Consider the following 19,157-nt stretch of genomic DNA (forward strand, 5'->3'; position numbering starts at 1 on the left):
TCAGGCCTCCTTCATGCGTTGACGCGCGAGTCTTATATCGGAAAACCATACAAGTCCTCGCTGTAGCGCAATGAACAGGAACAGCAAGATACCGATTGCTATTTTTGTCCACCACGAAGACAGCGTTCCATCGAAAACGATATAAGTCTGTATGAGGCCCTGTATCAGAATACCGACGAACGTACCTGCCACCAGACCGGCGCCACCGGTGAGAAGTGTGCCGCCGATGACCACCGATGCAATGGCGTCAAGCTCCACTCCAACGGTTGCCAGCGAATAGCCGGATGATGTGTAGAGCGTATAAACGATGCCTGCCAAGCCGGAAAGCATGCCCGACATCGTATAGATGCCGATTGTCGTGCGGCCAATGGGAACGCCCATCAGTTCTGCCGATTGTGCATTGCCGCCGAGCGCATAGATGTTTGCGCCAAAGCGTGTGCGATGCGCAATGATGCCGCCGATGATGAAGACAGCCAGCATCAGCATGGCGACAAAAGTCAGTCTGCCACCACCGGGAAGCCTGAAGTAAAAGCCCTGTAAGGTTTCGATGAATGGATGCGAAATCGGCACAGACTGCGTCGAGATCAGGAATGCCGCACCGCGTGCGAGAAACATGCCTGCAAGCGTTGCCACAAAAGGCGGTATCCCGAGATAATGGATCATCATACCCATCCACGCGCCAAACATTGCGGCAATCACCAGAATGAGGCCAAAGGCGATCAACGGATGCACGCCATGTCCTACAAGGACTGCCACAAAAACGCTGGTAAAGGCGATGACTGATCCGACTGATAGGTCGATGCCGCCGGAGATGATCACAAAGGTCATGCCAACGGCTGCGATACCTAAAAAGGCATTGTCCGTCAGAAGATTACCGATCACTCGTGTTGACAGCATGTTCGGGAACTGGATCACGCAGACCGCATAGGCGAGCAGGAAAATCGCGACCGTTGTGACGAAAGGCAGATTGCGAAGCACTCTCATTGCCGTGCTCCCTGTTGGCTATGTTGGTTTGTATTGGTTGTATTGCCTTTGCGTTCAGCGCGCAGGAAGGTGAAGAAGCCAGCAATTGCAGGCGACTGGAACGTGAGTACGATCACGATAATGCCTGCCTTGATGATGAGGTTGAATTCTGGCGGAAACCCAGCCATCAGAATGCCGGTATTGATCGACTGGATGATCAGCGCGCCGAGCAGCGATGCCATGATCGAGAAACGTCCGCCATTCAATGATGTGCCGCCGATGACGACCGCCAGAATGGCATCGAGTTCAAGCCAGAGGCCGGCATTGTTGGCATCTGCGCCGCGAATATCGGCGGTTGCGATCAGTCCGGCAAGCGCTGCACAAACGCCTGATACTGCATAGACGCTGAACAGAAGAAAGCGGGCTTTAACGCCTGCCAGCATGGCTGCGCGGCGGTTGATGCCGGTTGCTTCAATCAGGAAGCCAAGCGCTGTCGAGCGCACGACAAGCCCGACGACAAGGCCTGCCAATATCCAGATCAGCACCGGCACCGGCACGCCAAGAAACGAACCGGAGCCAAGAGTTGCAAAGGAATCATTGTTGAAGGTGAGGATTGCGCCTTCGGTGATAAGCTGCGCGATGCCACGCCCAGCCACCATCAATATCAGCGTTGCGATGATCGGCTGGATGTCGAAAACGGCGACAAGAAAGCCGTTCCATAGACCGCAGAGCAGACCCACGCCGAGTGCCACGGGAATGACGATCGCCAGCGGATAGCCAGAAACGATGAGCGATGCAGCCGCAGCGCCGCTGATTGCCATGACCGCGCCGACCGACAGATCAATACCGCGTGTCGCAATCACCAGTGTCATGCCGACGGCGAGAATGGCAACGGGCGCAGCACGTACCAGAATATCGATCAGGCTTCCGTAGAGGCGCCCGTTCTGAAAAGAAATGCCCAGAAAGCCCGGTGATATAATGGTGTTTACAATCAGAATGAGCGCAAGGGCTGCGAGCTGTGGGCTTAGTCTTTTCAGTTTTTTGCCAATACGCGCCATCATGCTGCATCTTCCTTTATGCTTCCGGTCTCGGCGATGGCACGCACGATATTGTCGGCGGTGATTTCTGCGCCCGAAAGTTCTGCCACATGGCGGCGGTCTGAGAGCACGACAACGCGGTTTGCCACCGCCGCAAGCTCCTCAAACTCGGATGAAATAATCACCAGAGACATGCCTTCGGTGCAGAGTTCGCCGATCAGTTTGAGGATTTCCGCATGGGCGCCGATGTCGATGCCGCGGGTTGGTTCATCCAGAATCAGCAGGCGCGGATCGGTGGCCAGCCAGCGTGCCAGAATGGCCTTTTGCTGGTTACCGCCCGATAGAAACTTGATCGGTTTGTCTGGATCTGCGGGGCGGATATCCAGCGCCTTGATATAGCGCTCTGCAAGCGCTGCTTTTTCGCGTGAGGAAATCGGCTTCGACCAGCCGTGTTTTGCCTGTATGGCGAGCGCGATATTTTCTGCCACCGAAAAATCGCCGATGATGCCATCGGTTTTGCGCTCTTCCGGGCAGAAGGCAAAGCGTTCGGCAATGGCTGCAACAGGTGAGGGCAGCTTTGTGTCTTTGCCATCAACCATGAGTGCACCGCTGTCTGCCTGATCGACGCCGAACATGAGCAATGCGGTTTCTGTCCGGCCAGAGCCGAGAAGGCCTGCAATGCCGACCGCTTCACCCGGCTTGATGGCAAGATCGAATGGTGCAACACTGCCTTTTTTACCAAAGCCTGAAAAGCGAATGGGGGCAGTCCCGTTATCGCTTGCTTCTTCCGTCAGCTGTCTGCGGACGGTTTCCTGCAACTGATGGCCAAGCATCATTGAGATCAAATCGGTGCGCGGTAGTTCTGAAAGATTGCGACTGCCAACCAGCCGGCCATTGCGCAGTACGGTGACGCAATCGGCAATGGCATAGACCTGATCCAGAAAATGCGTGATGACGATGATGCCGAGGCCTTCGGCTTTCAACTGACGCAGCACACCAAACAGCATCTCGACTTCGCGGGCATCAAGACTGGCGGTCGGCTCATCCAGCACCAGCACCTTGCCGGAAACATCGACGGCGCGGGCTATTGCGATAATCTGCCGGATCGCCACCGAATAAGCGGACAGAGGTGCGCCGACATCAATGGTGAGGCCATAGCGCGCGAGCAGGGTGGCTGCGTCCGTCTCCATGCGGCGACGGTCGATGAAACCGAAACGCCGTGGCTGACGACCCAAAAACAGGTTTTCGGCAACGGTCAGATTCTCCAAGAGATTGACCTCCTGATAGACCGTGCCGATACCAAGCGTCTGCGCTTCTGAAACGGAAGCTGGCGCAATTTCTTGTCCATCAAGCAAAACCGAACCGTCAAAGCCATGATAGGCGCCAGTCAATATCTTGATAAGCGTTGATTTTCCTGCCCCGTTTTCGCCGAGCAGCGCGTGTATTTCACCACGATTGAGCACGAAATCGACGTGATCAAGCGCAGTTACTCCGAGAAAGGATTTGGTTATTGAGCGCGCTTCAAGAAGCGGCGTTGCTGGCGTCTCGTGCGCAGCGATGTCGGGGCGAGCCATGGCAGTCTTCCGTTCGCATCTTGCAGAACCGCTCCGGGCCGCGATGAGAAGCGGCCCGGAGGCATGAAGGTGTGATCTGAGGCTTAGTAGCCGAGGCCCTTCTTGGCTTCATAAACGGCCTTTGGATCGTCAGCCTGTGTGTAAAGCTTGGATTCGGTCTGGATCCATTTTGGCGGAACAGTGCCATTGGCTTTGAGTGCTTCGATGACGTCGAAAGCAGGACCTGCCATGTTTGGCGTCAGCTCAACCGTTGCATTGGCTTCGCCATTGGCCATTGCCTGGAAAATATCCGGCACGGCATCGATTGAAACGACCTTAATGTCGGTTCCGGGCTTGAGACCAGCTTCCTTAATGGCTTGAATGGCGCCGACGGCCATGTCGTCATTATGCGCGTAGACTGCACAAATGTCCTTGCCGCCATTTTCCGCCTTGATGAAGCTTTCCATGACTTCCTTGCCCTTGGTGCGGGTGAAGTCGCCAGTCTGCGAGCGGGAAATCTTGATGTTATCGTGGCCTGCAAGTGCTTCTTCAAAGCCCTTCTTGCGGTTGATCGCCGGAGAAGAACCTGTCGTGCCCTGAAGCTCGACGACCGAACAAGGCTTGTCGCCGACTTCCTTGACCAGCCAGTCGCCCGCAACCTTGCCTTCATGGACCTGATCGGAAGTCACAGCGGTGAGATAGAGATCTTCCGGTGCATCAATCTGGCGGTCGAGAAGCACGACCGGAATTTCGGCTTCCTTGGCTTCTTTCAGAACGGCGTCCCAGCCGGTTGCAACAACCGGCGCAATCAGGATGGCATCAACGCCTTGTGCAATGAAGCCGCGAACGGCCTTGATCTGATTTTCCTGCTTCTGCTGTGCGTCGGCAAATTTGAGAGTGTGGCCGCGCTTCTCAGCTTCCTGCTTTGTTACACTTGTTTCGGCGGCGCGCCAGCCCGATTCTGAACCGATCTGCGAGAAGCCGACCGTCAGGGAAGCGGCGGATGCGCTTGAGATCAGAGCGAATGAAAATGCGGCTGTCAGAGCCGTCAGACTGCGTTTCATATTAAGTCCTCCCAATAAAAAGGCTCTCCCAGCCTTCGTGTTTATGAAGCATATAATATTACTTTATGGCAAGTACATTTCGTATATTCGCTGAAAATTGGGGGTGCGACAAACGTGCATGATGGCGAATTTTATAGTGAAATCATGCGTTTATTAAAGGGGCGGCAATGGTCTTGGTGTGGGGGTGGTGCGCGCTGTGTTTCCCTTGCTTGACAAGTGGGTATTTGCCGAAATAGTCATATTAATGAGAAGGAGCCGTTCATCCGCATACCTGTGTTTTTGAACGGTCGAGAAGAATGTTCCGCAAGCGTTTTGCGGAAAATGGGAGGTTTAATGTTACGTCTGGTACAAATCCGCGACTTGCGCGGAGAAACACGTGTGGCCGCTTGCGATGATGAAGGCGCGGCCCATATCGTCAATGGCGTGACGACGACTTACGAACTGGCATGGGCGGCGATCTCTGCGGGCATTAGCCTTGCTGAGCAGGTTGAGCGTAATGGCAAAGGTGAAGCTGTCGATCTTGATGCCGCACTTGCTGATGGTCAGGTTGACCTGCCTATTACCCATGAAGATCCCGCGCATTTGATTGTTGCAGGGACAGGCCTCACACATCTTGGTTCGGCGGATGGTCGTGACAAGATGCACAAGGCAGCACAGGCCGCTGAAAAGCCGACCGACTCGATGCGCATGTTTTTGATGGGTGTTGAAGGCGGTAAACCAAAGCGCGGTGAGACGGGCGTTCAGCCGGAATGGTTTTACAAAGGCGATGGGTCGGCGCTGGTCGCGACGGGCGGTGAACTCGTCTCTCCAGCTTTTGCCGAGGATGGCGGTGAAGAGCCGGAACTCGCAGGCATCTATCTGATCGGCCCGGACGGTACGCCGTTCCGCCTTGGCTTCTGCCTCGCCAATGAGTTTTCCGATCATGTGATCGAAAAGCAGAATTATCTGTGGCTGGCGCATTCAAAGCTGCGTCAGGCGTCGCTGGGGCCAGAGCTTTATGTGGGCGCTCTGCCGGATCATGTTGAGGGTGTTTCGCGGATCAAGCGTGGCGATCAGGTGATCTTTGAAAAGCCGTTTCTGTCGGGCGAAGCGAACATGTCGCATACGATCGCCAATCTGGAACATCATCATTTCAAATATGAACTGTTCCGTCGTCCGGGAGACATTCATGTGCATTTCTTCGGCACGGCGACATTGTCGTTTTCGGAAGGTGTTAAGACGGAAAACGGCGACCAGTTCGAAATTTCCGCAAAGCCTTTCCGTTATCCGCTGGTCAACAGGCTGGCGCAGGCGAAAGCCGAAGATATTGCCGTGAAGGCGCTTTGAGATGACAGTGGCGTCCAATATCAATCTGGCAATTGTTGGTCTTGGCAAGATTGCCCGCGACCAGCATCTGCCATCGATTGAAGCGACGAGTGGCATTGAACTCAAAGCCATTGCCAGCCGCAATGCGGGTCTTGATGGGTTGCCGTCGTTCCATGACATTGAAGAGCTGCTTGAGAGTGATGTTGCAATCGATGCGGTGTCGCTTTGCACGCCGCCGCAGGGGCGTTTCAATCAGGCTTATGCAGCCCTTGCGGCGCGCAAGCATGTGATGCTGGAGAAACCTCCGGGCGCGACGATTTCGGAAGTGCAGGCGCTGACGCGTTTTGCTGAAAAGCAGGGCGTTACGCTTTATGCGACCTGGCATTCGCGCGAAGCCGCAGCCGTTGAACCGGCACGCGGATTTCTGAAAGATGCCGCAATCAAATCTGTTGCGGTGTCGTGGAAAGAGGACGTGCGCCACTGGCATCCCGGCCAGCAATGGATCTGGGAGCCGGGTGGTCTTGGTGTGTTCGATCCGGGCATCAATGCGCTCTCAATCGTGACGCATATTCTGCCGGAACGGTTTTTTCTCACCAAGTCCGACCTCTATTTTCCAGAAAATCGGGCGGCACCGATTGCCGCTGATCTCGCGTTTGAAACGGAAGGCGGCGTGCCGGTTTCCTTTGAACTCGACTGGCGCCAGACGGGTCCGCAGACATGGGATATTCGGGTCGAGACAGACAAGGGAACGCTGCTTCTCAGTCATGGCGGCAGTCGGCTGACGATCGCAGGCACGGAAAAAATGGCGGAGCCTGATCGTGAATATCAGCGTCTTTACCAGAATTTTGTGAAGCTGGTTGGCGAAGGGCAGAGCGATGTTGACCTAGCACCTCTGACCCATGTTGCCGATGCTTTCCTTCTCGGAAAGCGCCATGCCGTTGAATCTTTTGAAGACTAGGAATTGGGGCCGCGCGGCGGTCTCTTACCCATGCAGGACAATGAAATGAATAAGCCCGTTACGCCGAAAGCACCGAGATTTCGCTCACGCGCATGGTTCGATAACCCGGACAATGTTGATATGACGGCGCTCTATCTTGAGCGTTACATGAATTACGGTCTCAGTCAGGAAGAACTGCAATCCGGTCGTCCGATCATCGGCATTGCGCAGACGGGTTCTGATCTTTCGCCGTGCAACCGTCATCATCTGGAACTTGCCAATCGCGTGCGTGAAGGTGTGCGTGAAGCGGGCGGCATCGTGATCGAATTTCCGGTCCATCCGATTCAGGAAACCGGCAAGCGTCCGACTGCGGGCCTTGATCGCAACCTTGCTTATCTCGGCCTCGTTGAAGTGCTTTATGGCTATCCGTTGGATGGCGTTGTGCTGACCATTGGTTGCGACAAGACCACGCCTGCCTGCCTGATGGCTGCTGCGACCGTCAATATTCCGGCAATTGCGCTCTCCGTTGGTCCGATGCTCAATGGCTGGTTCCGGGGTGAACGCACGGGTTCGGGCACCATCGTCTGGAAGGCGCGTGAGTTGCTCGCCAAGGGTGAGATCGACTATGCGGGCTTTGTAAAGCTGGTTGCGTCTTCCGCACCATCGACCGGTTATTGCAACACGATGGGTACGGCCACGACGATGAATTCGCTTGCCGAAGCACTCGGAATGCAGCTTCCGGGTTCGGCGGCGATTCCGGCCCCTTACCGTGATCGTCAGGAAGTGGCTTATCTGACCGGCCGCCGCATTGTGGAAATGGTTTATGAAGACCTCAAGCCAACTGACATCATGACGAAGGAAGCCTTTATCAATGCGATCCGCGTCAATTCCGCGATTGGCGGTTCGACCAATGCGCCGATCCATCTCAATGCACTGGCACGTCATGTCGGCGTGGAGCTGAGCGTCGATGACTGGCAGAAATATGGCGAGGAAATTCCGCTTCTGGTCAATCTCCAGCCAGCGGGCGAATATCTCGGCGAAGATTACTACCACGCGGGCGGCGTGCCAGCAGTCGTCAATCAGCTGATGGGGCAGGGCCTCATTCATGAGGATGCGATCACTGTCAACGGCAAGACCATCGGTGAAAACTGCAAAAATGCTACGATTGAAGACAGCAATGTCATCAAGACCTTTGACCAGCCATTGAAGAAACATGCCGGTTTCCGCGTGCTGCGCGGCAATCTCTTCTCGTCGGCGATCATGAAATTGAGCGTTATTTCGGAAGAATTCCGCAATCGCTATCTCACAGACGAAAAAGACCCGAATGCCTTTGAAGGCAAGGCGATTGTGTTTGATGGCCCGGAAGATTATCACCACCGGATTGATGATCCGTCGCTCGAAATTGACGAGCGTTCGGTGCTGTTCATGCGTGGTGCGGGTCCAATTGGCTATCCGGGGGCAGCAGAAGTCGTGAATATGCGCGCGCCTGATTATCTTTTGAAGAAGGGCATCAGTTCGCTCCCTTGCATCGGCGACGGTCGCCAGTCGGGCACGTCGGGTTCGCCGTCGATCCTCAACGCGTCGCCGGAAGCAGCCGCTGGCGGTGGCCTTGCCATCCTCAAGACGGGTGATCGGGTCCGCATCGATATTGGTCGTGGTACGGCGGATATTCTGATTTCGGATGACGAGCTGGCCGAACGCCGCAAGGCTTTGGAAGCTGCCGGTGGTTATAAATATCCGGAAAGCCAGACGCCGTGGCAGGAAATTCAGCGCGCGGTTGTTGGTCAGATGGAAACGGGTGCGGTTCTCGAAAACGCGGTCAAGTATCAGGACATTGCGCATACGCGTGGCCTGCCACGAGATAACCATTGATGTTGGGAGTGAAAACACCATTTGCGGCAGTTGCGGACTGGGGAACAACCCGGTTCCGCCTCTGGACGCTGGATGTTGATGGCAACGTGCTCAATGAAAGCCGTGGTGATGACGGGCTGATCTCTGCAAAAGAAACGGGCTTTGAAACGCTGCTTGAACAGCATCTGGCAAAGCTTGGTGCGCCGGATGATCTGCCGGTGGTGATCTGCGGCATGGCGGGTTCGCGCACTGGCTGGATCGAAGCACCTTATATGAGCTTGCCTGCCGGGCTTGAAGGCGTCGTTGCTGCTGCGGTTCGCGTGCCTGCAAAGCGCCCCGTCATCATGCTGCCGGGTGTTGCACGGCGGAGCGTCGATGCGCCGGATGTGATGCGCGGCGAGGAAACCAAGCTGCTTGGTCTGGTACATCGCGGTACGCGGGATGCCGTGGTGGTGATGCCCGGAACGCACGCCAAATGGGTGCAGATTGCAGATGGCAAGCTTAACGATTACCGCTCTTTCATGACGGGTGAATTGTTTGCGCTTCTCAAAGACAAGTCGGTTCTCGCCGGTGCACTTGAAGGAGCGGGACCGGTTGACCCGAAGAGTGCTGCCTTTGCTAGAGGCGTGAAAGCTTCGCTTGAAACACCGGAGCTTATCGCCAACGCGCTCTTTACGGTGCGTGCTGGCTGGCTGGTGCATGACTATAAGCCGACCGATCAGCTTGCACGTCTGTCGGGTCTGCTGATCGGGCTGGAGGTTGCCGGTGGCCGCACATTGTTTGGCAAACCTCATGAAGTTCTGCTGCTTTCCGACGGCATGATGGGCGCGCTTTATGCGGCTGCACTTGAGATTGCCGGTGTGAAAGTGAGCCACATCGAGGCTGATGAACTGGTGCGCGATGGGTTGTTCATGGCCGCCCGCCATGCTTTTGCGGGAGGTGCGCAATGAGCGATCATATCGCATGGCCCAAACTGCGCTATCCGCTGGTTGCCATTCTGCGTGGCATTCGGCCGGAAGAAACCGAAGCCATTGTCTCCACTCTGATTGAGACGGGCTTTGAGGCGATTGAAATTCCGCTCAATTCGCCGGAGCCGTTTGTCTCCATTGAAAAGGCAGCAAAGCTTGCGCCGGGCAATGTGCTGATCGGTGCTGGCACCGTGCTGTCGGTTGAAAATGTTGATCGGCTTCATGATGTCGGCGGCAGGCTTCTGGTCAGCCCGAATGTCGAGCCGGATGTCATTCGCCGCGCGGCCCATCATGGCATGGTGACGATGCCCGGCGTGTTCACACCGACCGAGGCTTTCAGCGCCATTCATGCAGGCGCATCGGCGTTGAAGTTCTTCCCGGCGAGTGTGCTGGGGGCCGATGGTATCAAGGCCATTTGTGCAGTCTTGCCAAAAGATATTCCGGTGGGTGCTGTGGGTGGCGTATCGGAAGATAATTTTGCCACTTATGTCGGCGCGGGCGTGCGCTGTTTTGGACTAGGTTCCAGTCTTTATAAGGCTGGACTGACTGCTGCTGAGGTTCGCTACCGCGCGCAGCGTGCAGTTGAAGCATGGGACAAGATCGCAGGCTGAGTGCTGTTGTGACTTGTTTTGGAGGAATTCCGCATAGCCAGATGGCGGTAGCGGAAGTTTGGGAGAATGGCAGGCCTTAAAAGCCTGTCCTACGATGGGAGTGAACCAATGGCAGGCATAAAATCATTCACACTGGCGGCAGCATTAGCTGCATTTGCCTTTACCGGCTTTGCACAGGCAGAGGACAAGGGTCTTGTTGGCGTTGCTATGCCAACCAAGTCGTCGGCGCGCTGGATTGCTGACGGCGATAACATGGTCAAGGTGCTTCAGGAGCGCGGTTATAAGACCGATCTTCAGTACGCTGAAGATGATGTTCCGAACCAGTTGGCCCAGATCGAAAACATGGTGACCAAGGGTGCCAAGGTTCTGGTCGTGGCATCAATTGATGGCACCACGCTGTCCGATGTTCTGGCAAAGGCCAATGATGCAGGCATCAAGGTCATCGCCTATGACCGCCTGATCCGCGACACACCGAATGTGTCCTATTATGCGACCTTTGATAATTTCCAGGTTGGTGTGTTGCAGGCACAGTCGATTGAAAAGGCACTTGATCTCAAGAACAAGGAAGGTCCTTTCTATATCGAATTGTTCGGCGGCTCGCCTGACGATAACAACGCCTATTTCTTCTATAATGGCGCAATGTCCGTTCTTCAGCCTTACATCGACAGCGGCAAGCTTGTTGTTGGCAGCGGCCAGACCGGCATGGACAAGGTCGCAACGCTGCGCTGGGATGGGGCAACCGCTCAGGCACGTATGGATTCAATCCTCTCGGCCTTTTATTCCGACAAGAAGCTTGACGCTGTTCTGTCACCTTATGACGGTATTTCGATTGGTATTCTGTCGTCGCTTAAGGGTGTTGGTTATGGCAGCGGCGACATGCCGATGCCTGCCGTTTCCGGTCAGGATGCGGAGGTACCTTCGGTCAAGTCGATCCTTGCTGGCGAACAGAATTCGACAATCTTCAAGGATACCCGCGAACTCGCCAAGGTCACCGTTGATATGGTTGACGCTGCGATGAGCGGCAAAGAGCCGGAAGTGAACGACACCAAGACCTATGACAATGGCGTCAAGGTTGTCCCGTCCTATCTGCTCAAGCCGGTGATCGTCGATAAGTCGAACTGGAAGGAAGTTCTGGTCGATAGCGGTTACTACAAAGAAGATCAGATCCAGTAAATTTTGTGCCCGGACGCGCCGCAAAACAAGTGCGTCCGGAATGCCTGCTCTAATGCCATCATCCCCGCCGCCCAGTTTTCGAACTGGGTTAGGCCAACAGATTGACAGCGTTGTCTTTTTGAAGGCGATAAAACCGGGAGTGGTGGCATGGCAGGTTCGTTATGGGAGCGAGCGATGAACGTAACCAATTCTGTCCTGCTTGAGCAGAACAGTGGACAGCCGGATAGTGCCGGTAAACCACTGCTGGAAATGCGCGGCATCAGCAAATCTTTCGGCGTTGTGAAGGCGTTGAGTGACGTCAATTTCACGGTAATGCCGGGAGAAATTCACGCATTTGTGGGTGAAAATGGTGCGGGTAAATCCACGCTGATGAAAGTGCTGTCGGGTGTTTATCCCTCTGGCAGTTATGACGGTTCGATTGTCTTTGACGGAGAGGAGCGGCATTTCCGCGACATCAATGATTCCGAGGCGCTTGGCATCGTGATCATCCATCAGGAGCTTGCACTGGTGCCGCTGATGTCGATTGCCGAGAATATTTTTCTCGTCAATCCACCCGGCTCTTACGGTGTGATTGATCGCAACGAAGTCTATCAGCGCACAAAGGCGCTTTTGAAGAAAGTCGGACTGACGGAGTCGCCTGATACGCTGGTGACGGATATTGGTGTTGGCAAACAGCAGCTTGTTGAAATCGCCAAAGCGCTCTCCAAACGGGTACGCTTGCTCATTCTTGATGAACCAACGGCAAGTCTGAATGAAACCGACAGTGCGGCGCTTTTGGCCTTGCTGAAAGAATTTCGTGCGCAGGGCATCACTTCGATCCTGATTTCGCACAAGCTCAATGAAATTCGCGAAGTGGCTGACAAGATTACCGTGCTGCGCGATGGACGCGCGGTTGCGACGTTGGATTGTCATGCGGGCGAAGTCGAGGAAGATGACATTATCCGCAAGATGGTCGATCGTGATCTGGAAAGCCGCTATCCAAAGCGTGATCCGAAGATCGGCGATGTGATTTTCGAGGTCGACAATTGGTCGGTTTATCATCCGTTGCACCCGGAACGTCACTCGGTTAAAAACGTGTCGTTCAAAGTGAAAGCGGGCGAAATCGTCGGCATTGCTGGCCTTATGGGTGCGGGTCGTACCGAATTTGCCATGAGCCTGTTCGGACGCTCATGGGGTACAAATATTTCCGGCGATGTGCGCATGCATGGCAAGCCGGTTGATATTTCGAGCGTTGCCCGCGCCATTAAATCGGGTCTCGCCTATGTGACTGAGGACCGCAAGAAGCTGGGCCTTGTTCTGGGCGAAAATATTTCGCGCAACATATCACTCGCGCATTTGCGCGGCGTCAGCCCCAAGGGGGTGATCGACAGCATTCGCGAAATGAAGGTCGCGAACGACTACCGCTCTCAAATGAGCATTCGCTGCCACAATGTTTATCAGGAAACCGGCACGCTTTCAGGCGGCAACCAGCAGAAGGTGGTGCTGTCGAAATGGCTGTTCACCGGACCCGATGTGCTGATCCTCGATGAACCGACACGTGGCATCGATGTGGGCGCGAAATACGACATCTATACAATCATCAATTCACTGGCTGACAGCGGCAAGGGCGTGGTCGTCATTTCATCCGAAATGCCGGAGCTGATCGGGATCTGCGACCGCATTGTCGTCATGCACGAGGGCGCTTTCGTCGGCGAAGTGGCGGGCGAGGCAGCAACGCAGGAAAACATCATGCGCGCCATCATGCAGAACAAAGGAAAACAACAATGAGCGAGAACGTTATCCAGGGCGGTCAGAAGGCGCCAAGCAGCGTGGGGCGCTATTTAAAGAACAATCTGCGTGAATCGGGAATGCTGCTCTCGCTGATTGCAATCATGATCTTTTTCCAGATTGTTACCGGCGGCGTGCTGATGAAGCCGCTGAACCTGACTAACCTCGTGTTACAAAACAGTTATATCGTCATCATGGCGCTTGGAATGTTGCTGATTATTGTGACCGGGCACATCGATTTGTCGGTCGGATCGGTCTGCGGTTTCATCGGCGCGCTGGCGGCTGTGATGATGGTGCGATGGGGAATTCCGTTTCCAATTGCCGCCATTCTGTGCCTGATTGCCGGTGGCATTATTGGTGCGATGCAGGGCTTCTGGGTTGCCTATTTCAATATCCCGTCCTTTATCGTCACACTTGCTGGCATGCTGGTTTTCAAGGGGTTGATGCTGGCGGTGCTCGGCGGACAGTCGGTCGGTCCATTCCCACCGATGTTTCAGAAGCTCTCGTCAGGCTTTATTCCTGAATTCATTGGTGTGACAGGCGGTATTTATCTCACATCGCTGATCCTTGGTCTGGTTCTTGCTGGTTTTATCGTCTGGCAGAACACACGCTCGCGTGCACGTCATATTGCGCATGAGGTCGAGACAGAACCGTTCGGCCTGTTTGTGGTCAAGAATATTCTGTTCTTTGCAGGCATCGCCTATCTGGCGCTGCTGATCTCGTCGCATCGCGGCATGCCTAACGTGCTGATTATTATGGCTGTTTTGATCGCGGCCTATGCGTTTCTCACAAGCCGCACGGTTATTGGTCGTCAGATTTATGCGGTCGGTGGCAATCGCCATGCAGCGAAGCTTTCGGGCGTCAAGACCGAGCGGCTGACCTTCCTTGCATTTGTGAATATGGGCGTGCTGGCAGCCCTTGCCGGTCTGGTTTTTGCAGCACGTCTGAACACGGCGACACCAAAGGCCGGTCTTGGATTTGAGCTTGATGTGATTGCTGCCTGCTTCATCGGTGGCGCATCGGCTTATGGTGGTGTGGGGCGTGTGACGGGGGCTGTGATCGGCGCGCTGATCATGGGTGTGATGAACAACGGCATGTCGATTCTCGGGATCGGGATCGACTATCAGCAGGTCATCAAGGGGATCGTTCTGCTGGGCGCTGTTTGCATCGATGTTTACAACCAACGCCGCTAAAATAGGGATTTGCCATGAATTGGCCATATTATGAACACGAGCTTGCCGTGAAAATCACATTTTGAACATCACTTTTCGCGAATTAAACATCGCTTTTCGCGAAAAAATGCTCAGAAAAAGCGCGTTTTCGCGCTTTTGCTCCGCCCTTTTGGGAGAGGGAGGCGTGAGCCAGTCGGGCCGGAACTTAAGTTCCGGCCCGATCTGTTTTCAACTTGATTTACGATTTTCAGATTGCAGTGCGGCGCGCGTGGTCGAGATAGATATCACGCAGCTTGAGCGCCACCGGACCGGGTTTGCCGCCACCGATTGGTTTGTCGTCGATAAACGAAATCGGCGTTACGAAAGTGCCCGCACTGGTCATGAAGGCTTCTTTCGCAGCATAAGCTTCATCAAGCGTGAAAGCGCGCTCTTCGAGCGTCATGCCGGTCTCGGCAATGAGCTGCAACAGCGACAGGCGTGTACAGCCCGGAAGCACCGCATTGGAGTTGGGGCGGGTGACGATGACATCGTCCTGCGTGACGATATAGCCAGTTGAAGAGGCGCCTTCGGTGACAAATCCGTCTTCCAGCATCCAGGCTTCATCGCAACCGGCATTCTTTGCGATTTCTTTGGCGAGCGCCTGCGGCAGAAGGCAGACGGTTTTGATGTCGCGGCGTTTCCAGCGCAGATCATCAAGTGACAGCACGCGGATGCCTGTTTCGACTTCCGGTCTGTTGGCAAGGGCCTTAACTTGAGTGAACAGGACGACTGATGGCTTCAAGCCCTTGGCGACAAAATCACGGTCGCGACCGTCACCGCGCGTGACCTGAAGATAGACCAGACCTTCGGTCAGGTTATTACGGCGGATCAGTTCGCGCTCGATCTCGACGATCTCATCTTCGCTCATCGGCATCGGAATACCAATTTCACCGGTTGAACGACGCAGGCGCTTCATATGCGGATCACTATCGACCAGCTTACCGTCAAGCACGGCGGTCACTTCGTAAATGCCGTCACCGAAGAGAAAGCCACGGTCAAAGATGGAAATACGGGCATCGCGGGCGGCAACATATTCGCCATTCACGTAAACGATGCGGTTTTCAAGTGCTGCTGAAATAGCCATGGTCTGTCCTGAGATGGGAAAATTGCGAACAACATCGCAGCAATTTCTTATGCGTTCAATGCTTCAAGTGAAACATCTATTTTCAGGTGATGTGAGGTTTTCAAGGAGGGGGACAGGCGACTGGCGACATGCGTGAGAGTGCAATTTGGAAAGCGTCAAAGAGCCAAAGACAGGCATGTAACGTAATGTTATTTCAGCTTTGGCCTGCTTTTAAGAATGGTGCGCTAAAATAATCGGTTTCAGAACGGTTTATCGACTTCAACGAAGAATGTGATTCATGAAAAAGCCGCCGCAGGGGAAAGCGGCGGCCAAGTTGCGGCTTAATCTGGGTGGCGATCAGGCCGCGCGTTTTAACGCATCTCCAATCATGGAAACGATGGTGTCGATCTGTTCCTTTTCCACGATGAGCGGTGGCGAAAGCGCGATCACATCGCCGGTGACGCGGATCAGAAGACCCTTCTTGAAGCAGTCGACAAAGACATCGTAAGCGCGCGCGCCAATGGCGCCTTCGCGTGACGACAGTTCGATTGCGCCGACGAGGCCCAAGTTGCGGATGTCGATGACATTTGGTGCGTCTTTGAGCGAATGAAGTGCGTTCTGCCAATGCTCGGCCAGTTCAGCGCCGCGGGTAAGCAGGCCTTCTTCGGCGTAGATTTCAAGCGTTGCGAGACCGGCAGCACAGGCAACCGGATGGCCGGAATAGGTGTAGCCGTGGAACAGCTCGATGGCGTTTTCCGGGCCGGTCATCAGTGCGTCATGCACCGCACGGCTTGCAAAGACAGCACCCATTGGAATTGCGCCGTTTGTCAGGCCCTTGGCGGTGGTGACGAGATCAGGCTTGACGCCGAAATAATCGACAGCAAATGGTGTGCCGAGGCGTCCGAAGCCGGTGATGACTTCATCATAGATCACCAGAATGCCGTGCTTGTCAGCGGTTGCGCGGATGCGTTCGAGATAGCCCTTTGGTGGCAGGACAACACCGGCAGAACCGGACATTGGTTCAACGATGACGGCGGCAATCTTTTCTGCGCCGTGCAGCTGAACCAGACGTTCCAGATCGTCTGCAAGCTCAATGCCGTGCTCCGGCAGACCTTTGGAGAATGCATTGCGGCCAACATCAAGCGTATGGCGCATATGGTCGGCAGGGATTTGCGGGAAGACGCGGCGGTTGTTGACGAGACCGCCGACAGAAATGCCACCGAAGCCAACGCCGTGATAACCTTTTTCACGGCCGATCACGAGGGTACGGGTGCCCTGACCGATGGCGCGCTGATAGGCGATGGCGATCTTGAGAGCGGTATCAACCGATTCCGAGCCCGAATTGGTGAAGAACACGCGGTCCAGCTTGGCATCCGGGCCGCCGGGCGCAATGGCTGCGAGCTTTTCAGCAAAGTCGAAAGCGATGTTGTGGCCCATCTGGAAGGTTGGCGCGAAGTCCATGGTCGAGATCTGGCGCTCGACGGCTTCCGTGATGCGCTTGCGGCCGTGACCGGCATTGCAGCACCAAAGGCCAGCCGTGCCATCGAGAACCTGATTGCCGTCGACATCGGTGTAATACATGCCCGAAGCGCTTGCGAGCAGGCGTGGAGCGGCCTTGAACTGGCGGTTCGCTGTGAACGGCATCCAGAAGTTATCAAGGCTTGGCGCGTTGGTGTTGTTAAGCATTAGAACCTCCTATTTTCGACCAACAGGACATGCTTTCTCGAAGGCAACAAGTCCTTTTCTTATGAAAATTAAAGCATTGAAATTTCGTGCTTCGAAATGGAAGTTTGTGATATATCGAACATCATAAACAGTAAGAGGACGTGTCGATGAGCATCGATATTGGTGGCAGGCTTCGCTATGTGCGCATGCGGCAGAATCTGTCTCAGCGAGAGCTTGCAAAACGGGCTGGCGTGACCAATTCCACCATATCGCTGATCGAAGCCAATCAGTCCAATCCATCAGTTGGTGCATTAAAGCGCATTCTGGATGGAATTCCTATCGGAATGGCCGAATTTTTCGCGCTGGAACCGGATGCGCCGCATAAGGTTTTCTATCAGGCGGATGAGCTGGTGGAGATCGGCAAGGGGCCGATTTCCTATCGGCAGGTGGGTGATCACCTCTTTGCGCGTTCGCTGCAAATCCTCAAAGAGCGTTATGAACCTGGATCGGATACCGGCAAGGTTCTGCTCATGCATGAAGGCGAGGAGGGGGGAATCGTCATTTCCGGCCGCATCGAAGTGACGGTCGGCAGCGAGCGCCGCATTCTTGGCCCGGGTGATGCCTATTATTTCTCAAGCAAGCTACCGCATCGGTTCAAATGCGTGGGACCGGTGGCTTGCGAGGTGGTGAGCGCCTGCACACCACCAAGTTTTTGATAGTGTTCAGCTTATGAGTAGCGGGCGATGCTTAAATCGTCGGCCTGAATGTCCGGTTTGTTGCCGGAAATAAGATCTGCGAGAAGCTTGCCGGAGCCGGGGCCCATGGTCCAGCCAAGTGTGCCGTGGCCCGCATTGATAAATACGTTTTCGTAGCGGGTTGCGCCGATGATCGGCGTTGAATCCGGCGTCATGGGACGCAGGCCCGACCAGAAGGTTGCAGCCTTGAGATCGCCGCCGGGGAACAGGTCGCTCACCGACAGATCAAGCGTTGCGCGACGTGCTGCCGGCAGATCTTTGGTAAAGCCGGAGACTTCGGCCATCCCGCCCACGCGGATGCGGTCGCCAAGGCGGGTGATGGCAATCTTGTAGCTTTCATCAAGCACGGTCGAGACCGGCGCCAGTTCTTCATTGATGATCGGAGCGGTGATCGAATAGCCTTTGACCGGATAGATTGGAGCGTTCAGGCCAAGCGACTTGACCAGTGCGGGCGTATAACTGCCGAGCGCCACAACATAACGATCAGCTGTCAGAATGCCTTCCGACGTTTCGACACCGGAGACTTTTCCACCTGTCAGCAAAAGCGATTTGATATCGACGCCGAAACGGAACTTGACGCCAAGGCCTTCGGCAATTTTCGCCAGTTCATTGGTGAATTTGAAGCAGTCTCCGGTCTCATCATTTGGCAGGCGCAGGCCGCCGACGAATTTATCGCGGGCGCGCGCCAGAGCAGGCTCAATGCGCACGCAGTCTTCGCGGTCGAGCACTTCAAACGGCACGCCATCCTGACGCAGCACTTCAATATCTTTGCCGATGCCGTCGAGCTGATACTGTTCGCGGAAGAGCTGCAAGGTGCCCTGCATGCGCTGGTCATATTGAATGCCAGTCTCATCGCGCAGCGCGATAAGGCAATCACGGCTATATTCGGCCACGCGGACCATACGGCTTTTATTGACCTTGTAGCGGCTCTCTGTGCAGTTGGCGAGCATCTGCAACAGCCAGCTATACTGCTTTGGATCAGAGCTCAGGCGCAGAATCAGCGGCGCATGTTTCTGAAACAGCCATTTTGCGGCTTTCAGCGGAATGCCGGGTGCGGCCCAAGGTGAAGCATAGCCTGGCGACACCTGACCGGCATTGGCGAAACTTGTTTCCAGCGCAGGGCCTTCTTCACGGTCAACGACAGTGACTTCGTGGCCAAGCTTGGCCAGATAATATGCAGTGGTGACGCCAACAACGCCGCTGCCCAGAATGATGATATGCATGTTCGCCTCTT

16 protein-coding genes are annotated in these 19,157 nt (G+C 55.0%); 9 read left to right on the forward strand and 7 right to left on the reverse strand.

Annotated elements, in window-relative coordinates:
• The 4 genes from yjfF to ytfQ form a co-directional block, all read right to left on the reverse strand.
• The gene (gene yjfF, locus ABE527_RS07650) at positions 1–984 is read right to left on the reverse strand and encodes a galactofuranose ABC transporter, permease protein YjfF (protein WP_499694030.1); all 984 of its coding nucleotides are present in this window, start codon (positions 982–984) and stop codon (positions 1–3) included.
• The gene (locus ABE527_RS07655; protein ID WP_499696558.1) at positions 981–2,024 is read right to left on the reverse strand and encodes an ABC transporter permease; all 1,044 of its coding nucleotides are present in this window, start codon (positions 2,022–2,024) and stop codon (positions 981–983) included. The genes yjfF and ABE527_RS07655 overlap by 4 nt, the downstream gene beginning before the upstream one ends.
• Entirely contained in the window at positions 2,021–3,574 is a 1,554-nt protein-coding gene (locus ABE527_RS07660; protein ID WP_499696559.1) for a sugar ABC transporter ATP-binding protein, read from the reverse strand. Before ABE527_RS07660 ends, ABE527_RS07655 begins: the two co-directional genes overlap by 4 nt.
• 83 nt (positions 3,575–3,657) lie before the next feature.
• Positions 3,658–4,617: a galactofuranose ABC transporter, galactofuranose-binding protein YtfQ gene (ytfQ, locus tag ABE527_RS07665; RefSeq protein WP_139976961.1), complete on the reverse strand. Its 960-nt coding sequence runs from the start codon at positions 4,615–4,617 to the stop codon at positions 3,658–3,660.
• Positions 4,618–4,950: 333 nt separating this feature from the next.
• Between ytfQ and araD1 the strand changes: the two genes are divergently transcribed.
• The 8 genes from araD1 (at position 4,951) to mmsB (ending at position 14,422) form a co-directional block, all read left to right on the forward strand.
• Complete coding sequence (gene araD1, locus ABE527_RS07670) at positions 4,951–5,943, forward strand: AraD1 family protein (protein WP_265985668.1); 993 nt, start codon at positions 4,951–4,953, stop codon at positions 5,941–5,943.
• Between the two features lies 1 nt (position 5,944).
• Positions 5,945–6,880, forward strand: coding sequence for a Gfo/Idh/MocA family protein (locus ABE527_RS07675; RefSeq protein WP_265985667.1), 936 nt, complete (start codon positions 5,945–5,947; stop codon positions 6,878–6,880).
• A gap of 45 nt (positions 6,881–6,925) precedes the next feature.
• Positions 6,926–8,731, forward strand: a complete 1,806-nt coding sequence (locus tag ABE527_RS07680) for an IlvD/Edd family dehydratase (RefSeq protein ID WP_499694026.1) — start codon at positions 6,926–6,928, stop codon at positions 8,729–8,731.
• Positions 8,731–9,660: a 2-dehydro-3-deoxygalactonokinase gene (locus tag ABE527_RS07685; RefSeq protein ID WP_499696560.1), complete on the forward strand. Its 930-nt coding sequence runs from the start codon at positions 8,731–8,733 to the stop codon at positions 9,658–9,660. Before ABE527_RS07680 ends, ABE527_RS07685 begins: the two co-directional genes overlap by 1 nt.
• Positions 9,657–10,289 (forward strand): 2-dehydro-3-deoxy-6-phosphogalactonate aldolase, encoded by a 633-nt coding sequence (locus tag ABE527_RS07690; protein ID WP_499696561.1) that lies wholly within the window; start codon positions 9,657–9,659, stop codon positions 10,287–10,289. Before ABE527_RS07685 ends, ABE527_RS07690 begins: the two co-directional genes overlap by 4 nt.
• 108 nt (positions 10,290–10,397) lie before the next feature.
• Positions 10,398–11,462 carry a multiple monosaccharide ABC transporter substrate-binding protein gene (chvE, locus tag ABE527_RS07695; protein WP_265985663.1) on the forward strand — a complete coding sequence of 355 codons (1,065 nt, stop codon included), beginning with the start codon at positions 10,398–10,400 and terminating at the stop codon, positions 11,460–11,462.
• Positions 11,463–11,636: 174 nt separating this feature from the next.
• A complete protein-coding gene (mmsA, locus tag ABE527_RS07700) occupies positions 11,637–13,229 on the forward strand; it encodes a multiple monosaccharide ABC transporter ATP-binding protein (RefSeq protein WP_499696677.1) in 1,593 nt (530 codons plus the stop codon).
• Positions 13,226–14,422 (forward strand): multiple monosaccharide ABC transporter permease, encoded by a 1,197-nt coding sequence (mmsB, locus tag ABE527_RS07705; RefSeq protein ID WP_396997138.1) that lies wholly within the window; start codon positions 13,226–13,228, stop codon positions 14,420–14,422. The genes mmsA and mmsB overlap by 4 nt, the downstream gene beginning before the upstream one ends.
• A gap of 226 nt (positions 14,423–14,648) precedes the next feature.
• Here the strand turns inward: mmsB and ABE527_RS07710 are convergent, their stop codons facing one another.
• Together ABE527_RS07710 and aptA are read right to left on the reverse strand one after the other, a co-directional pair.
• Entirely contained in the window at positions 14,649–15,524 is an 876-nt protein-coding gene (locus ABE527_RS07710; protein WP_499696562.1) for a D-amino-acid transaminase, read from the reverse strand.
• 336 nt (positions 15,525–15,860) lie between these two features.
• Positions 15,861–17,189, reverse strand: coding sequence for an omega-aminotransferase AptA (aptA, locus tag ABE527_RS07715; RefSeq protein ID WP_265985660.1), 1,329 nt, complete (start codon positions 17,187–17,189; stop codon positions 15,861–15,863).
• 146 nt (positions 17,190–17,335) lie between these two features.
• Between aptA and ABE527_RS07720 the strand changes: the two genes are divergently transcribed.
• Entirely contained in the window at positions 17,336–17,884 is a 549-nt protein-coding gene (locus ABE527_RS07720) for a cupin domain-containing protein (RefSeq protein ID WP_007876209.1), read from the forward strand.
• An 11-nt stretch (positions 17,885–17,895) separates the two neighbouring features.
• Here the strand turns inward: ABE527_RS07720 and ABE527_RS07725 are convergent, their stop codons facing one another.
• The gene (locus tag ABE527_RS07725) at positions 17,896–19,146 is read right to left on the reverse strand and encodes a D-amino acid dehydrogenase (protein WP_499694021.1); all 1,251 of its coding nucleotides are present in this window, start codon (positions 19,144–19,146) and stop codon (positions 17,896–17,898) included.
• Positions 19,147–19,157 lie beyond the last annotated feature (11 nt).

The organism is Brucella sp. TWI432 (assembly GCF_039674445.1).
Taxonomy (GTDB): Bacteria; Pseudomonadota; Alphaproteobacteria; order Rhizobiales; family Rhizobiaceae; genus Brucella; species Brucella chromiisoli.

Excerpts from the sequence above, each read along its gene's own strand:
- yjfF (WP_499694030.1), bottom strand. The coding sequence starts at position 984 with ATGAGAGTGCTTCGCAATCTGCCTTTCGTCACAACGGTCGCGATTTTC.
- ABE527_RS07655 (WP_499696558.1), bottom strand. The coding sequence starts at position 2,024 with ATGATGGCGCGTATTGGCAAAAAACTGAAAAGACTAAGCCCACAGCTC.
- ABE527_RS07660 (WP_499696559.1), bottom strand. The coding sequence starts at position 3,574 with ATGGCTCGCCCCGACATCGCTGCGCACGAGACGCCAGCAACGCCGCTT.
- ytfQ (WP_139976961.1), bottom strand. The coding sequence starts at position 4,617 with ATGAAACGCAGTCTGACGGCTCTGACAGCCGCATTTTCATTCGCTCTG.
- araD1 (WP_265985668.1), top strand. The coding sequence starts at position 4,951 with ATGTTACGTCTGGTACAAATCCGCGACTTGCGCGGAGAAACACGTGTG.
- ABE527_RS07675 (WP_265985667.1), top strand. The coding sequence starts at position 5,945 with ATGACAGTGGCGTCCAATATCAATCTGGCAATTGTTGGTCTTGGCAAG.
- ABE527_RS07680 (WP_499694026.1), top strand. The coding sequence starts at position 6,926 with ATGAATAAGCCCGTTACGCCGAAAGCACCGAGATTTCGCTCACGCGCA.
- ABE527_RS07685 (WP_499696560.1), top strand. The coding sequence starts at position 8,731 with ATGTTGGGAGTGAAAACACCATTTGCGGCAGTTGCGGACTGGGGAACA.
- ABE527_RS07690 (WP_499696561.1), top strand. The coding sequence starts at position 9,657 with ATGAGCGATCATATCGCATGGCCCAAACTGCGCTATCCGCTGGTTGCC.
- chvE (WP_265985663.1), top strand. The coding sequence starts at position 10,398 with ATGGCAGGCATAAAATCATTCACACTGGCGGCAGCATTAGCTGCATTT.
- mmsA (WP_499696677.1), top strand. The coding sequence starts at position 11,637 with ATGAACGTAACCAATTCTGTCCTGCTTGAGCAGAACAGTGGACAGCCG.
- mmsB (WP_396997138.1), top strand. The coding sequence starts at position 13,226 with ATGAGCGAGAACGTTATCCAGGGCGGTCAGAAGGCGCCAAGCAGCGTG.
- ABE527_RS07710 (WP_499696562.1), bottom strand. The coding sequence starts at position 15,524 with ATGGCTATTTCAGCAGCACTTGAAAACCGCATCGTTTACGTGAATGGC.
- aptA (WP_265985660.1), bottom strand. The coding sequence starts at position 17,189 with ATGCTTAACAACACCAACGCGCCAAGCCTTGATAACTTCTGGATGCCG.
- ABE527_RS07720 (WP_007876209.1), top strand. The coding sequence starts at position 17,336 with ATGAGCATCGATATTGGTGGCAGGCTTCGCTATGTGCGCATGCGGCAG.
- ABE527_RS07725 (WP_499694021.1), bottom strand. The coding sequence starts at position 19,146 with ATGCATATCATCATTCTGGGCAGCGGCGTTGTTGGCGTCACCACTGCA.